The sequence below is a fragment of the Escherichia sp. E4930 genome (assembly GCF_005845405.1).
Taxonomy (GTDB): Bacteria; Pseudomonadota; Gammaproteobacteria; order Enterobacterales; family Enterobacteriaceae; genus Escherichia.
The window spans coordinates 673,524-688,926 of record NZ_VCDZ01000003.1; the positions used below are offsets into that span (position 1 = coordinate 673,524).

A 15,403-nucleotide genomic window follows, 5' to 3' on the forward strand; every position below is an offset into this window, starting at 1 on the left:
CCATGATTCAGTCGCAAATTAACCGCAATATTCGTCTTGATCTTGCCGATGCCATTTTGCTCAGCAAAGCTAAAAAAGATCTCTCATTTGCCGAGATTGCCGACGGTACCGGTCTGGCAGAAGCCTTCGTAACCGCGGCTTTGCTGGGGCAGCAGGCGCTTCCTGCCGACGCCGCCCGCCAGGTCGGGGCGAAGCTGGATCTCGACGAAGACGCCATTCTACTGTTGCAGATGATTCCACTGCGTGGCTGCATTGATGACCGTATTCCAACCGACCCAACGATGTATCGTTTCTATGAAATGTTGCAGGTGTACGGCACAACCCTGAAAGCGTTGGTTCATGAGAAGTTTGGCGATGGCATTATCAGCGCGATTAACTTCAAACTCGACGTTAAGAAAGTGGCGGACCCGGAAGGTGGCGAACGTGCGGTCATCACCTTAGATGGTAAATATCTGCCGACCAAACCGTTCTGACAGTCATGCGCGACCATCAAAAGACGTTCACGATGCTGTTGGTTCTGGTGCTGATTGGTCTTAATATGCGACCACTGCTCACCTCCGTCGGGCCACTGCTACCGCAATTGCGCCAGGCGAGCGGAATGAGCTTTAGCGTGGCTGCCCTGTTGACGGCTCTGCCGGTGGTCACCATGGGCGGGCTGGCGCTGGCCGGAAGCTGGCTTCATCAGCATGTCAGCGAACGTCGCAGCGTCGCCATCAGTCTGTTGCTGATTGCCGTCGGTGCATTGATGCGTGAGCTTTACCCCCAAAGTGCGCTGCTGCTTAGCAGCGCACTGCTTGGTGGGGTGGGGATCGGCATCATTCAGGCGGTGATGCCTTCGGTGATTAAACGGCGGTTTCAGCAGCGAACGCCACTGGTGATGGGGCTGTGGTCCGCAGCACTAATGGGCGGTGGGGGACTTGGCGCCGCCGTGACGCCCTGGTTAGTTCAACATAGCGAAACCTGGTATAAAACACTCGCCTGGTGGGCGCTGCCTGCCGTTGTTGCGTTCTTCGCCTGGTGGTGGCAAAGCGCCCGCCAGACCGCCTCTTCCCACAGGACAACAACCACTCCGGTTCGCGTGGTATTCACTCCCCGCGCGTGGACGCTGGGCCTTTACTTCGGTCTGATTAACGGTGGTTACGCTAGCCTGATTGCCTGGTTACCCGCTTTCTATATTGAGATTGGTGCCAGCGCGCAGTACAGCGGTTCCTTGCTGGCGTTGATGACGCTTGGGCAAGCCGCAGGAGCATTGCTAATGCCTGCTATGGCTCGCCATCAGGACCGACGCAAACTGTTAATGCTGGCGCTGGTGTTACAACTGGTGGGTTTCTGCGGCTTTATCTGGCTGCCGCTGCAATTGCCGGTCTTGTGGGCGATGGTGTGTGGTTTAGGTCTGGGCGGCGCGTTTCCGCTCTGTTTGCTGCTGGCGCTCGATCACTCTGCGCAACCTGCTATTGCTGGCAAGCTGGTGGCGTTTATGCAGGGGATCGGTTTTATCATCGCCGGGCTTGCCCCGTGGTTTTCTGGTGTGCTGCGTAGTATCAGCGGCAATTACCTGATGGACTGGGCGTTTCATGCGCTGTGCGTCGTTGGGCTGATGATCATAACCCTGCGTTTTGCACCAGCACGTTTTCCGCAGCTGTGGGTCAAAGAGGCATGATGAGACGCTTGTTCCTACGCTTTGTTCATGCCGGATGTGGCCTACGTAGATCACTGAACTTGTAGGCCTGATAAGCGAAGCGCATCAGGCAATTTTTATAATTTAAAGTGACGATTCAACTTTGTAATCTTTGTAATAATATTGCTTATCCCGGTCGTTTATTTCGCGAATAACCCGACAAGGAACGCCAGCAGCCACGACGTTTGGTGGAATGTCTTTTGTGACGACACTACCCGCGCCAATAACAGAATTATCCCCGATGGTGACGCCTGGATTAATGACCACATGGCTACCGATCCAGACGTTATTGCCAATCGTTATCGGAAAAGAGTACATCTCACCGTTTTTTCTCAATTCATGGTGTACAGGGTGTCCCGTAACGGAAAGAGTAACATTGGGTGCAATCAATACGTTATCACCGATCGTTACCGTGTAGTCATCGACAATGGTTAAATTGAAATTTGCATAAAAATTGCGGCCTATATGGATGTTGGAACCGTAAGAGAAATAGACAGGTGGTTCTATCCAGGCATTTTCCCCTACTGTGGCAAACATTTCTTTAATCAGGCTTTCCCTTTTTTCAACTTCTGATGGATGCGAGTGATTAAACTCATACATTAACGTTTTCCCACGAAGTCTTTTTTCAGGTAAGCCTTCGCACATATCGGTAAATAGCTTGCCTGCTTTTATTCTTTCGGTCATTGGCATGTTCATTGCGATCATTCCATCCTGATATGTTGGTCGGATAAGGCGCTCGCGCCGCATCCGACATTAATTGCTTAAGCGACTTCATTCACCTGGCGACGCAGCAGGGAAAGCGGGCCGGGGCCGCTAAGCGTGAACACGGAAATTAAGGTGAAGCCCAGCGCCACCAGACCCAGCACCAGATAAGCGCCCTGGAAACCGATGCTTTCATACATATTGCCCGCCAGTACAGACATAAAAATCATCGCCAGTTGCTTAAAGAAGCAGAAACAGACCAGATAAATCGTCGCTGAAAAACGCACTTCAAACTGGCTGGTAATATATTTAAAGCAGCCCACCAGCAGGAACGGTACTTCAAACATATGCAGCGTTTTCAGAATGACCACTTCCAGCGCTGAAGTGGCGAACGATGAGCCAATAATACGTACAGACATAATAGCGCCAGCCAGCAGCAGGGCGTTTTTCCCACCGATGCGGTTAATGATCAGTGGCGCAAAGAACATAATCGAGGCGTTAAGTAATTCGCCCATTGTCGTTACGTAGCCAAATACCCGCGTACCCTGTTCACCGGTGGCAAAGAACGAAGTAAAGAAATTAGCAAACTGTTGGTCAAAAACATCGTAGGTGCAGGAAACGCCAATAACATACAGTGACAAAAACCACAGTTTTGGCTGTCTGAACAATTCCAGCGCCAGCTTAAGGCTAAATGCCGAATGGTTGGCACCTACCGCATTGGCAACCGTGGCGGAAGAAGGGGCATCCGTTCTGGCAAAAAAGAGCAAAACGGCGAGGATGAGCGCACAGCCAGAACCCAGCCAGAAAACAAACTGGTTATTGATGGTGAACATGATGCCGACAATCGAGGCACACAGCGCCCAGCCAACACAGCCAAACATCCGCGCGCGACCAAATTCGAAATTACTGCGACGGCTGACTTTCTCGATAAATGCCTCTACTGCTGGCGCACCGGCGTTAAAACAAAAGCCAAGATAAATACCACCAACAATCGATCCTACTAAAATGTTGTACTGTAACAGCGGGCCGAAGATAAAAATAAAGAACGGCGCAAACATCACTAACATGCCGGTAATAATCCACAGCAGGTATTTGCGCAGCCCGAGTTTGTCAGAAAGCAGACCAAACAGTGGTTGGAATAATAGCGAGAACAGAGAAATAGCGGCAAAAATAATACCCGTATCACTTTTGCTGATATGGTTGATGTCATGTAGCCAAATCGGGAAAAACGGGAAATAGGCACCCATGATAAAAAAGTAAAAGAAAAAGAATAAGCCGAACATCCAAAAGTTTGTGTTTTTTAGATAGAACATAATGGATTTCCTTACGCGAAATACGGGCAGACATGGCCTGCCCGGTTATTATTATTTTTGACGCCAGACCAACTGGTAATGGTAGCGCCCTGCGCTCAGTTGGTATTCTGCCGAAACGGACGGGCTCCAGGAGTCGTCGCCACCAATCCCCATATGGAAACCGTCGATATTCAGCCAGCTGCCTTCTTCCGCGTGCAGCAGATGGCGATGGCTGGTTTCCATCAGTTGTTGTTGGCTGTAGCGGCTGATGTTGAACTGGAAGTCGCCGCGCCACTGGTGTGGGCCATAATTCAATTCGCGCGTCCCGCAGCGCAGACCGTTTTCGCTCGGGAAGACGTACGGGGTATACATGTCTGACAATGGCAGATCCCAGCGGTCAAAACAGGCGGCAGTAAGGCGGTCGGGATAGTTTTCTTGCGGCCCTAATCCGAGCCAGTTTACCCGCTCTGCGACCTGCGCCAGCTGGCAGGTCAGGCCAATCCGTGCCGGATGCGGTGTATCGCTCGCTACTTCAACATCAACGGTAATCGCCATTTGACCACTACCATCAATCCGGTAGGTTTTCCGGCTGATAAATAAGGTTTTCCCCTGATGCTGCCACGCGTGAGCGGTCGTAATCAGCACCGCGTCGGCAAGTATATCTGCCGTGCACTGCAACAACGCCACTTCGGCCTGGTAATGGCCCGCCGCCTTCCAGCGTTCGACCCAGGCGTTAGGGTCAATGCGGGTCGCTTCACTTACGCCAATGTCGTTATCCAGCGGTGCGCGGGTGAACTGATCGCGCAGCGGCGTCAGCAGTTGTTTTTCATCGCCAATCCACATCTGTGAAAGAAAGCCTGACTGGCGGTTAAATTGCCAACGCTTATTACCCAGCTCGATGCAAAAATCCATTTCGCTGGTGGTCAGTTGCGGGATGGCGTGGGGCGCGGAGGGGAGTGCCACACTGAGGTTTTCCGCCAGTCGCCACTGCTGCCAGGCGCTGATGTGTCCGGCTTCTGACCATGCGGTTGCGTTCGGTTGCACTACGTGAACCGTTAGCCAGAGTTGCCCGGTGCTTTCCGGCTGCGGTAGTTCAGGCAGTTCAATCACCTGTTTACCTTGTGGAGCGACATCCAGAGGCACTTCACCGCTTGCCAGCGGCTTGCCATCCAGCGCCACCATCCAGTGCAGGAGCTCGTTATCACTATGACGGAACAGGTATTCGCTGGTCACTTCGATGGTTCGCCCGGATAAACGGAACTGGAAAAACTGCTGCTGGTGTTTTGCTTCTGTCAGCGCCGGATGCGGCGTGCGGTCGGCAAAGACCAGACCGTTCATGCAGAACTGGCGATCGTTTGGCGTATCGCCAAAATCACCGCCGTAAGCCGACCACGGGGTGCCGTTTTCATCATATTTAATCAGCGACTGATCCACCCAGTCCCAGACGAAGCCGCCCTGTAAACGGGGGTACTGACGAAACGCCTGCCAGTATTTAGCGAAGCCGCCAAGACTGTTACCCATCGCGTGGGCGTATTCGCAAAGGATCAGCGGGCGCGTCTCTCCAGGCAGCGAGAGCCATTTTTTGATGGACCATTTCGGCACAGCCGGGAAGGGCTGGTCTTCATCCACGCGCGCGTACATCGGGCAAATAATATCGGTTGCGGAGGTGTCGGCTCCGCCGCCTTCATACTGCACCGGGCGGGAAGGATCGACAGATTTGATCCAGCGATAGAGTGCGTCGTGATTAGCGCCGTGGCCTGATTCATTCCCCAGCGACCAGATGATCACACTCGGGTGATTACGATCGCGCTGCACCATTCGCGTTACGCGTTCGCTCATCGCGGGAAGCCAGTGCGGATCATCGGTCAGACGATTCATTGGCACCATGCCGTGGGTTTCAATATTGGCCTCATCCACCACATACAGGCCGTAGCGGTCGCACAGCGTGTACCACAGCGGATGGTTCGGATAATGCGAACAGCGCACGGCGTTAAAGTTGTTCTGCTTCATCAGCAGGATATCCTGCACCATCGTCTGCTCATCCATGACCTGACCATGCAGAGGATGATGCTCGTGACGGTTAACGCCGCGAATCAGCAACGGCTTGCCGTTCAGCAGCAGCAGGCCATTTTCAATCCGCACCTCGCGGAAACCGACATCGCAGGCTTCTGCTTCAATCAGCGTGCCGTCGGTGGTGTGCAGTTCAACCACCGCACGATAGAGATTCGGGATTTCGGCGCTCCACAGTTTCGGGTTTTCGACGTTCAGACGTAGTGTGACGCGATTGGCATAACCACCACGCTCATCGATAATTTCACCGCCGAAAGGCGCGGTGCCGCTGGCGACCTGCGTTTCACCCTGCCATAAAGAAACTGTTACCCGTAGGTAGTCACGCAACTCGCCGCACATCTGAACTTCAGCCTCCAGTACAGCGCGGCTGAAATCATCATTAAAGCGAGTGGCAACATGGAAATCGCTGATTTGTGTGGTCGGTTTATGCAGCAACGAGACGTCACGGAAAATGCCGCTCATCCGCCACATATCCTGATCTTCCAGATAACTACCGTCACTCCAGCGCAGCACCATAACGGCGAGGCGGTTTTCTCCGGCGTGTAAAAAGGCGCTCAGGTCAAATTCAGACGGCAAACGACTGTCCTGCCCGTAACCGACCCAGCGCCCGTTGCACCACAGATGAAACGCCGAGTTAACGCCATCAAAAATAATTCGCGTCTGGCCTTCCTGTAGCCAGCTTTCATCAACATTAAATGTGAGCGAGTAACAGCCAGTCGGATTTTCTGCGGGAACAAATGGCGGATTGACCGCAATGGGATAGGTCACGTTGGTGTAGATGGGCGCGTCGTAACCGTGCATCTGCCAGTTTGAGGGGACGACGACAGTATCGGCGTCAGGAAGATCGCACTCCAGCCAGCTTTCCGGCACCGCTTCTGGTGCCGGAAACCAGACAAATTGCCACTCACCATTCAGGCTGCGCAACTGCGGGGAAGGGCGATCGGTGCGGGCTTCTTCGCTATTACGCCAGCTGGCGAAAGGGGGATGTGCCGCAAGGCGATTAAGTTGTGTAACGCCAGGGTTTTCCCAGTCACGACGTTGTAATACGACGGCCAGTGAATCCGTAATCATGGTCATAGCTGTATCCTGTGTGAAATTGTTATCCGCTCACAATTTCACACAACATACGAGCCTGACGCATAGAGTGTAAAGCCTGGGGAACCTAATGAGTGAGCTGACTCACATTAATTGCGTTGCGCTCACTGTCCGCTTTCCAGACGGGAAATTTGCCTTGCCAGCTGCATTAATGAATCCGCCAGTGCGCGGGGAGAGGCGGTTTGCGTATTGGGTGGCAGGGTGGTTTTTCTTTTCACCAGTGAGACGGGCAGTAGCTGATTTCCCTTCACCGCCTGCCCCTGAGAAAGTTGCAGCAAGCGGTCTACGCTGGTTTTCCCCAGCAGACGAAAATCCTGTTTGATGGTGGTTAACGGCGGGATATAACATGAGCTGTCTTCGGTATCGTCGTATCCCACTACCGAGATATCCGCGCCGACGCGCAGCCCGAACTCGGTAATGGCGCGCATTGCGCCCAACGCCATCTGATCGTTGGCAACCAGCATCGCGGTGGGAATAATACCCTCATTCAGCATCTGCATGGTTTGTTGAAAACCGGACATGGCGCTCCAGTCGCCTTCCAGTTCTGCTATCGGCTGAATTTGATTGTGTTTGAGATATTTGTGCCAGCCCGCCAGACGCAGACGCGCCGAGACAGAACTTAATGGGCCCGCTAACAGGGCGATTTGCTGGTGACCTAATGCGACCAAATGCTCCACGCCAAGCCGCGTACCGTCTTCATGGGAAAAAATAATACTGTTGATGGGGGCCTGGTCGGAGACATCAAGGAATAACGCTGGCACGTTACCACAGGCGGCTTCCACCGCAATGGCATCTTGTTCATCCAGCGGATAGTTGATGATCAGACCGCTAACGCGTTGCGCGAGAAGATTGTGTACCGCCGCTTTACAGGCTTCGACGCCGCTTCGTTCTACCATCGACACCACCACGCTGGCACCCAGTTGGTCGGCGCGGGATTTAATCGCCGCGACAATTTGTGACGGTGCGTGCAGGGCCAGGCTGGAGGTGGCAACGCCAATCAGCAACGACTGTTTGCCCGCCAGTTGTTGTGCCACGCGGTTGGGAATGTAATTCAGCTCCGCCATTGCCGCTTCCACTTTTTCCCGCGTTTTCGCAGAAACGTGGCTGGCCTGATTCACCACGCGGGAAACGGTCTGATAAGAGACTCCGGCATACTCTGCGACATCGTATAGCGTTACTGGTTTCACATTCACCACCCTGAATTCACTTTCTTCCGAGTGCTATCATGCCATACCACGGAAGGTTTTTCGCCATTCGGCGGCGTTAACGCAAATGCACGCCGCTTCGTCTTCCGGCCACCAGAATAGCCTGCGATTCAACCCCTTCTTCAATCTGTTTTGCTACCCGTTGCAGCGCCGGAAGATGTTTTTCTGCCGCCTGTTCGATGGTCATCGCACTGGCCATATACACCAGATTCAGACAGCCAATCACCCGTTGTTCACTGCGCAGCGGTACGGCGATAGAGGCGATCTTTTCTTCTTGATCCCAGCCGCGGTAGTTCTGTCCGTACCCCTCTTTGCGCGCGCGCGCCAGAATGGCTTCCAGCTTTAACGGTTCCCGCGCCAGTTGATAGTCATCACCGGGGCGGGTGGCTAACATTTCGATTAACGCCTGGCGTTCTTTTTCCGGGCAAAAGGCCAGCCAGGTCAGGCCCGAGGCGGTTTTCAGGAGCGGTAAACGCCGCCCGACCATTGCCCGGTGAAAGGATAATCGACTGAAACGGTGAGTGGTTTCGCGTACCACCATTGCATCAACATCCAGCGTGGACACATCTGTCGGCCATACCACTTCGCGCAACAGATCGCCCAGCAGCGGGGCCGCCAGTGCAGAAATCCACTGTTCGTCACGAAACCCTTCGCTTAATTGCCGCACTTTGATGGTCAGACGAAAACTGTCATCGGAGGTACTGCGCCGGACATATCCCTCTTCCAGTAACGTCTCCAGCAGTCGCCGCACAGTGGTGCGATGCAGACCGCTGAGTTCCGCCAGCAGCCCGACGCTGGCACCGCCGTCAAGTTTATTTAACATATTTAATAACATTAGACCGCGGGTTAATCCGCGCACGGTTTTGTATTCCGTCTGCTCATCGTTCTGCATATTCATTGACATTTCTATAGTTAAAACAACGTTGTGCACCTGGTGCACATTCGGGCATGTTTTGATTGTAGCCGAAAACACCCTTCCTATACTGAGCGAACAATAAAAAATCATTTACATGTTTTTAACAAAATAAGTTGCGCTGTACTGTGCGCGCAACGGCATTTTGTCCGAGTCGTGAGGTACTGAAATGGCAATACAACACCCTGACATCCAGCCTGCTGTTAACCATAGCGTTCAGGTGGCGATCGCTGGTGCCGGTCCGGTCGGGCTGATGATGGCGAACTATCTCGGCCAGATGGGCATTGACGTGCTGGTGGTGGAGAAACTCGATAAGTTGATCGACTACCCCCGTGCGATTGGTATTGATGACGAGGCGCTGCGCACCATGCAGTCGGTTGGCCTGGTCGAGAATGTTCTGCCGCACACTACGCCGTGGCACGCGATGCGTTTTCTCACCCCGAAAGGCCGCTGTTTTGCTGATATTCAGCCAATGACCGATGAATTTGGCTGGCCGCGCCGTAACGCCTTTATTCAGCCGCAGGTCGATGCGGTGATGCTGGAAGGGTTGTCGCGTTTTCCGAATGTGCGCTGCTTGTTTGCCCGCGAGCTGGAGGCCTTCAGCCAGCAAAATGACGAAGTGACCTTGCACCTGAAAACGGCAGAAGGGCAGCGGGAAACGGTCAAAGCCCAGTGGCTGGTAGCCTGTGACGGTGGAGCAAGTTTTGTCCGTCGCACTCTGAATGTGCCGTTTGAAGGTAAAACTGCGCCAAATCAGTGGATTGTGGTAGATATCGCCAACGATCCGTTAAGTACGCCGCACATCTATTTGTGTTGCGATCCGGTGCGCCCGTATGTTTCTGCCGCGCTGCCTCATGCGGTACGTCGCTTTGAATTTATGGTGATGCCAGGAGAAACCGAAGAACAGCTGCGTGAGCCGCAAAATATGCGCAAGCTGTTAAGCAAAGTGCTGCCTAATCCGGACAATGTTGAATTGATTCGCCAGCGTGTCTACACCCACAACGCGCGACTGGCGCAACGTTTTCGTATTGATCGCGTACTGCTGGCGGGCGATGCCGCGCACATCATGCCGGTGTGGCAGGGGCAGGGCTATAACAGTGGTATGCGCGACGCCTTTAATCTCGCCTGGAAACTGGCGTTGGTTATCCAGGGGAAAGCCCGTGATGCGCTGCTCGATACCTATCAACAAGAACGTCGCGATCACGCCAAAGCGATGATTGACCTGTCCGTGACGGCGGGCAACGTGCTGGCTCCGCCGAAACGCTGGCAGGGTTCGTTACGTGACGGCGTTTCCTGGCTGCTGAATTATCTGCCGCCAGTAAAACGCTACTTCCTCGAAATGCGCTTCAAGCCGATGCCGCAATATTACGGCGGTGCGCTGGTGCGTGAGGGCGAAGCGAAGCACTCTCCGGTTGGCAAGATGTTTATTCAGCCGAAAGTCACGCTGGAAAACGGCGACGTGACGCTGCTCGATAACGCGATTGGCGCGAACTTCGCGGTAATTGGCTGGGGATGCAATCCACTGTGGGGGATGAGCGACGAGCAAATCCAGCAGTGGCGCGCGCTGGGCACACGCTTCATTCAGGTGGTGCCGGAAGTGCAAATTCATACCGCACAGGATAACCACGACGGCGTGCTACGCGTGGGCGATACGCAAGGTCGCCTGCGTAGCTGGTTCGCACAACACAATGCTTCGCTGGTGGTGATGCGCCCGGATCGCTTTGTTGCCGCCACCGCCATTCCGCAAACTCTGGGCAATACGCTGAATAAACTGGCGTCGGTGATGACGCTGACTCGCCCTGATGCCGACGTTTCTGTCGAAAAGGTAGCCTGATATGCACGCTTATCTTCACTGTCTTTCCCACTCGCCGCTGGTGGGGTATGTCGACCCGGCGCAAGAGGTACTCGATGAGGTCAATGGCGTGATTGCCAGTGCCCGCGAGCGTATTGCGGCTTTCTCCCCTGAACTGGTGGTGCTGTTTGCGCCAGATCACTACAACGGTTTTTTCTATGACGTGATGCCACCGTTCTGTTTAGGCGTTGGGGCGACGGCAATTGGTGATTTCGGCAGTGCGGCAGGAGAGCTGGCCGTGCCTGTGGAGCTGGCGGAGGCCTGTGCGCATGCCGTCATGAAGAGCGGGATCGATCTTGCCGTTTCTTACTGTATGCAGGTGGACCACGGGTTCGCCCAGCCGCTGGAGTTCCTGCTCGGTGGGCTGGATAAGGTGCCAGTTCTGCCTGTGTTCATCAACGGTGTCGCCACGCCACTGCCCGGTTTCCAGCGTACCCGCATGTTGGGTGAAGCCATTGGACGTTTCACCAGCACTCTCAATAAACGCGTGCTGTTCCTTGGGTCCGGTGGGCTTTCCCATCAGCCGCCGGTGCCCGAACTGGCGAAAGCCGATGCCCATATGCGCGACCGTCTGTTGGGGAGCGGGAAAGATTTACCCGCCAGTGAGCGCGAAATGCGCCAGCAACGGGTGATCAGCGCCGCTGAGAAGTTTGTTGAGGATCAGAGAACTCTGCATCCGCTCAACCCGATTTGGGATAACCAGTTCATGACTTTGCTGGAGCAGGGACGCATACAGGAACTGGATGCCGTCAGTAACGAAGAGCTTTCCGCCATTGCCGGAAAGTCGACACATGAAATCAAAACCTGGGTCGCCGCTTTTGCCGCTATTTCTGCGTTTGGCAACTGGCGTAGCGAAGGGCGTTATTACCGCCCAATCCCGGAGTGGATTGCCGGATTTGGCTCGTTAAGCGCCAGAACAGAGAACTGAATATGCAGGAGAAGATGATGAGTTATCAGCCACAAACCGAAGCCGCCACCAGCCGTTTTCTGAATGTAGAAGAAGCGGGTAAAACGCTGCGCATCCATTTTAATGACTGCGGACAAGGCGACGAAACCGTTGTCCTGCTGCATGGTTCCGGCCCGGGTGCTACTGGCTGGGCGAACTTCAGCCGCAATATCGATCCGCTGGTAGAGGCGGGCTATCGGGTGATCCTGCTGGATTGTCCGGGTTGGGGCAAGAGCGATTCGATCGTTAATAGTGGTTCGCGATCGGATCTTAATGCACGAATCCTGAAAAGCGTGGTGGATCAACTGGATATCGCCAAAATCCACCTGCTGGGCAACTCGATGGGCGGCCATAGTTCTGTGGCGTTCACCCTTAACTGGCCGGAGCGCGTCGGCAAACTGGTGCTGATGGGCGGCGGTACGGGCGGCATGAGTTTGTTTACGCCGATGCCAACCGAAGGTATTAAGCGACTGAATCAGCTTTATCGTCAGCCTACTATCGAAAACCTGAAGCTGATGATGGATATCTTCGTTTTTGATACCAGCGATTTGACCGACGCCCTGTTTGAAGCGCGCCTGAATAATATGCTGTCGCGTCGCGATCACCTGGAAAACTTCGTTAAGAGCCTGGAGGCCAATCCGAAACAGTTCCCGGATTTTGGTCCACGTCTGGCGGAAATCAAAGCACAAACCCTGATTGTCTGGGGGCGCAACGACCGCTTTGTGCCGATGGATGCGGGGCTGCGTCTGCTTTCCGGCATTGCCGGTTCTGAACTGCATATCTTCCGCGACTGTGGTCACTGGGCGCAGTGGGAACATGCCGGCGCTTTCAATCAACTGGTGCTGAATTTCCTCGCACGCCCTTAAGGAATGGTCATGACGAAGCATACTCTTGAGCAACTGGCGGCGGATTTACGCCGCGCCGCAGAGCAGGGCGAAGCGATTGCGCCGCTGCGCGATCTGATTGGTATTGAAAACGCGAAAGCCGCCTACGCCATTCAGCGCATCAATGTGCAACATGACGTCGCTCAGGGACGGCGAGTGGTGGGGCGCAAAGTGGGACTGACGCATCCGAAAGTGCAACAACAACTGGGCGTTGATCAACCGGATTATGGGACGTTATTTGCCGACATGTGTTATGGCGATAATGAAACCATTCCTTTTTCCCGCGTCTTGCAACCGCGCATTGAAGCGGAAATCGCACTGGTTTTGAACCGCGATTTGCCCGCGACCGATACCACGTTTAACGAACTGTATAACGCCATTGAATGGGTACTTCCGGCGCTGGAAGTGGTGGGTAGCCGCATCCGCGACTGGTCGATTCAGTTTGTCGATACCGTGGCAGATAACGCCTCCTGCGGGGTGTATGTCATCGGCGGTCCGGCGCAACGTCTGGCGGGGTTAGATCTGAAAAACTGCGCCATGAAGATGGCGCGTAATAACGAAGAGGTTTCCAGCGGGCGCGGCAGCGAATGCCTGGGGCATCCACTTAACGCCGCTGTCTGGCTGGCACGCAAAATGGCCAGCCTGGGTGAACCGCTGCGCGCCGGAGATATCATTCTTACCGGGGCATTAGGTCCGATGGTGGCGGTGAATGCGGGCGATCGTTTTGAAGCCCATATCGAAGGCATAGGTTCAGTTGCTGCGACATTTTCAAACGCAGCTACAAAAGGAAGTCAGTCATGAGTAAGCGTAAAGTCGCCATTATCGGTTCTGGCAATATTGGCACCGATCTGATGATTAAAATTTTGCGTCACGGTCAGCATCTGGAGATGGCGGTGATGGTCGGCATTGATCCCCAGTCCGACGGGCTGGCGCGTGCCAGACGCATGGGCGTCGCCACTACCCATGAAGGGGTTATCGGGCTGATGAACATGCCTGAATTTGCTGATATCGACATTGTATTTGATGCGACCAGCGCGGGCGCGCATGTGAAAAACGATGCCGCTTTGCGCGAAGCGAAACCGGATATTCGCTTAATCGACCTGACGCCTGCTGCCATCGGTCCTTACTGCGTGCCGGTGGTCAACCTTGATGCGAATGTCGAACAACTGAACGTCAATATGGTCACCTGCGGCGGCCAGGCCACCATTCCAATGGTGGCGGCAGTTTCACGCGTGGCGCGTGTTCATTACGCCGAAATTATCGCTTCTATCGCCAGTAAATCTGCCGGACCTGGCACGCGTGCCAATATCGATGAATTTACGGAAACCACTTCCCGAGCCATTGAAGTGGTGGGCGGCGCGGCAAAAGGGAAGGCGATTATTGTGCTTAACCCAGCAGAGCCACCGTTGATGATGCGTGACACGGTGTATGTATTGAGCGACGAAGCTTCACAAGATGATATCGAAGCCTCAATCAATGAAATGGCTGAGGCGGTGCAGGCTTACGTACCGGGTTATCGCCTGAAACAGCGCGTGCAGTTTGAAGTCATCCCGCAGGATAAACCGGTTAATTTACCGGGCGTGGGGCAGTTCTCCGGGCTGAAAACGGCGGTCTGGCTGGAAGTCGAAGGCGCAGCGCATTATCTGCCTGCCTATGCGGGCAACCTCGACATTATGACTTCCAGTGCGCTGGCGACAGCAGAAAAAATGGCCCAGTCACTGGCGCGCAAGGCAGGAGAAGCGGCATGAACGGTAAAAAACTATATATTTCGGACGTCACGTTGCGTGACGGTATGCACGCCATTCGTCATCAGTATTCGCTGGAAAACGTTCGCCAGATTGCCAAAGCACTGGATGATGCTCGTGTGGATTCGATTGAAGTGGCCCACGGCGACGGTTTGCTGGGGTCCAGCTTTAACTATGGTTTCGGCGCACATAGCGACCTTGAATGGATTGAAGCGGCGGCGGATGTGGTGAAGCACGCCAAAATCGCGACGTTGTTGCTGCCAGGCATCGGCACTATTCACGATCTGAAAAATGCCTGGCAGGCTGGCGCGCGGGTGGTTCGTGTGGCTACGCACTGTACCGAAGCTGATGTTTCCGCCCAGCATATTCAGTATGCCCGCGAGCTCGGAATGGACACCGTTGGTTTTCTGATGATGAGCCATATGACCACGCCGGAAAATCTCGCGAAGCAGGCAAAGCTGATGGAAGGCTACGGTGCGACCTGTATTTATGTGGTGGATTCTGGCGGTGCGATGAACATGAGCGATATCCGTGACCGTTTCCGCGCCCTGAAAGCAGTGCTGAAACCGGAAACGCAAACCGGCATGCATGCTCACCATAACCTGAGTCTTGGCGTGGCGAACTCTATCGCGGCGGTGGAAGAGGGCTGTGACCGAATCGACGCCAGTCTCGCGGGAATGGGGGCGGGCGCAGGTAACGCGCCGCTGGAAGTGTTTATTGCCGCCGCGGATAAACTGGGCTGGCAGCATGGGACCGATCTCTATGCGTTAATGGATGCCGCTGACGACCTGGTGCGTCCGTTGCAGGATCGTCCGGTACGAGTCGATCGCGAAACGCTGGCGCTGGGATACGCTGGTGTTTACTCCAGCTTCCTGCGTCACTGCGAAACGGCGGCGGCGCGTTATGGCTTAAGCGCGGTGGATATTCTCGTTGAGCTGGGCAAACGCCGGATGGTTGGCGGCCAGGAGGATATGATCGTCGACGTGGCGCTTGATCTGCGCAACAACAAATAATGATGACT

Annotated in this window: 13 protein-coding genes; 8 read left to right on the forward strand and 5 right to left on the reverse strand. The window is 54.4% G+C overall.

Annotation, left to right across the window (positions count from 1 at the left end; all coding sequences use genetic code 11):
• Positions 1-2 precede the first annotated feature (2 nt).
• Entirely contained in the window at positions 3-473 is a 471-nt protein-coding gene (gene cynS, locus FFT88_RS06745; RefSeq protein ID WP_000616247.1) for a cyanase, read from the forward strand.
• 5 nt (positions 474-478) lie between these two features.
• Positions 479-1,660, forward strand: coding sequence for a cyanate transporter CynX (gene cynX / locus FFT88_RS06750; RefSeq protein ID WP_135404431.1), 1,182 nt, complete (start codon positions 479-481; stop codon positions 1,658-1,660).
• Between the two features lie 102 nt (positions 1,661-1,762).
• On the opposite strand, the gene lacA is transcribed toward cynX, so the two are convergent.
• The 5 genes from lacA to FFT88_RS06775 all read right to left on the reverse strand — a co-directional run bounded on the left by lacA (position 1,763) and on the right by FFT88_RS06775 (position 8,934).
• Positions 1,763-2,374 carry a galactoside O-acetyltransferase gene (lacA, locus tag FFT88_RS06755; RefSeq protein WP_135404476.1) on the reverse strand — a complete coding sequence of 204 codons (612 nt, stop codon included), beginning with the start codon at positions 2,372-2,374 and terminating at the stop codon, positions 1,763-1,765.
• Between the two features lie 65 nt (positions 2,375-2,439).
• On the reverse strand, positions 2,440-3,693 hold the full coding sequence (lacY, locus tag FFT88_RS06760) for a lactose permease (protein ID WP_135404432.1): 1,254 nt from the start codon (positions 3,691-3,693) through the stop codon (positions 2,440-2,442).
• Positions 3,694-3,744: 51 nt separating this feature from the next.
• On the reverse strand, positions 3,745-6,819 hold the full coding sequence (gene lacZ / locus FFT88_RS06765; protein WP_135404433.1) for a beta-galactosidase: 3,075 nt from the start codon (positions 6,817-6,819) through the stop codon (positions 3,745-3,747).
• A 122-nt stretch (positions 6,820-6,941) separates the two neighbouring features.
• The gene (lacI, locus tag FFT88_RS06770) at positions 6,942-8,024 is read right to left on the reverse strand and encodes a DNA-binding transcriptional repressor LacI (protein ID WP_135404434.1); all 1,083 of its coding nucleotides are present in this window, start codon (positions 8,022-8,024) and stop codon (positions 6,942-6,944) included.
• Between the two features lie 76 nt (positions 8,025-8,100).
• Positions 8,101-8,934: a DNA-binding transcriptional regulator gene (locus FFT88_RS06775; protein WP_217355972.1), complete on the reverse strand. Its 834-nt coding sequence runs from the start codon at positions 8,932-8,934 to the stop codon at positions 8,101-8,103.
• Between the two features lie 190 nt (positions 8,935-9,124).
• On the opposite strand from FFT88_RS06775, the gene FFT88_RS06780 reads away from it, so the two are divergent.
• From FFT88_RS06780 to mhpE, 6 genes are read left to right on the forward strand one after another with little or no spacing between them, the layout of a single operon-like run.
• Positions 9,125-10,789, forward strand: coding sequence for a bifunctional 3-(3-hydroxy-phenyl)propionate/3-hydroxycinnamic acid hydroxylase (locus FFT88_RS06780; protein ID WP_135404436.1), 1,665 nt, complete (start codon positions 9,125-9,127; stop codon positions 10,787-10,789).
• A 1-nt stretch (position 10,790) separates the two neighbouring features.
• Positions 10,791-11,735: a 2,3-dihydroxyphenylpropionate/2,3-dihydroxicinnamic acid 1,2-dioxygenase gene (mhpB, locus tag FFT88_RS06785; RefSeq protein WP_135404437.1), complete on the forward strand. Its 945-nt coding sequence runs from the start codon at positions 10,791-10,793 to the stop codon at positions 11,733-11,735.
• A gap of 17 nt (positions 11,736-11,752) precedes the next feature.
• A complete protein-coding gene (mhpC, locus tag FFT88_RS06790; RefSeq protein ID WP_135404477.1) occupies positions 11,753-12,619 on the forward strand; it encodes a 2-hydroxy-6-oxonona-2,4-dienedioate hydrolase in 867 nt (288 codons plus the stop codon).
• A 9-nt stretch (positions 12,620-12,628) separates the two neighbouring features.
• The gene (gene mhpD, locus FFT88_RS06795) at positions 12,629-13,438 is read left to right on the forward strand and encodes a 2-keto-4-pentenoate hydratase (protein ID WP_135404438.1); all 810 of its coding nucleotides are present in this window, start codon (positions 12,629-12,631) and stop codon (positions 13,436-13,438) included.
• Entirely contained in the window at positions 13,435-14,385 is a 951-nt protein-coding gene (mhpF, locus tag FFT88_RS06800; protein ID WP_000044308.1) for an acetaldehyde dehydrogenase, read from the forward strand. The genes mhpD and mhpF overlap by 4 nt, the downstream gene beginning before the upstream one ends.
• Complete coding sequence (mhpE, locus tag FFT88_RS06805; RefSeq protein WP_135404439.1) at positions 14,382-15,395, forward strand: 4-hydroxy-2-oxovalerate aldolase; 1,014 nt, start codon at positions 14,382-14,384, stop codon at positions 15,393-15,395. Before mhpF ends, mhpE begins: the two co-directional genes overlap by 4 nt.
• Positions 15,396-15,403 lie beyond the last annotated feature (8 nt).

Coding starts and splice junctions, on each gene's coding strand:
- cynS (WP_000616247.1), top strand. CDS start 3: ATGATTCAGTCGCAAATTAACCGCAATATTCGTCTTGATCTTGCCGAT.
- cynX (WP_135404431.1), top strand. CDS start 479: ATGCGCGACCATCAAAAGACGTTCACGATGCTGTTGGTTCTGGTGCTG.
- lacA (WP_135404476.1), bottom strand. CDS start 2,374: ATGAACATGCCAATGACCGAAAGAATAAAAGCAGGCAAGCTATTTACC.
- lacY (WP_135404432.1), bottom strand. CDS start 3,693: ATGTTCTATCTAAAAAACACAAACTTTTGGATGTTCGGCTTATTCTTT.
- lacZ (WP_135404433.1), bottom strand. CDS start 6,819: ATGACCATGATTACGGATTCACTGGCCGTCGTATTACAACGTCGTGAC.
- FFT88_RS06775 (WP_217355972.1), bottom strand. CDS start 8,934: ATGCAGAACGATGAGCAGACGGAATACAAAACCGTGCGCGGATTAACC.
- FFT88_RS06780 (WP_135404436.1), top strand. CDS start 9,125: ATGGCAATACAACACCCTGACATCCAGCCTGCTGTTAACCATAGCGTT.
- mhpB (WP_135404437.1), top strand. CDS start 10,791: ATGCACGCTTATCTTCACTGTCTTTCCCACTCGCCGCTGGTGGGGTAT.
- mhpC (WP_135404477.1), top strand. CDS start 11,753: ATGAGTTATCAGCCACAAACCGAAGCCGCCACCAGCCGTTTTCTGAAT.
- mhpD (WP_135404438.1), top strand. CDS start 12,629: ATGACGAAGCATACTCTTGAGCAACTGGCGGCGGATTTACGCCGCGCC.
- mhpF (WP_000044308.1), top strand. CDS start 13,435: ATGAGTAAGCGTAAAGTCGCCATTATCGGTTCTGGCAATATTGGCACC.
- mhpE (WP_135404439.1), top strand. CDS start 14,382: ATGAACGGTAAAAAACTATATATTTCGGACGTCACGTTGCGTGACGGT.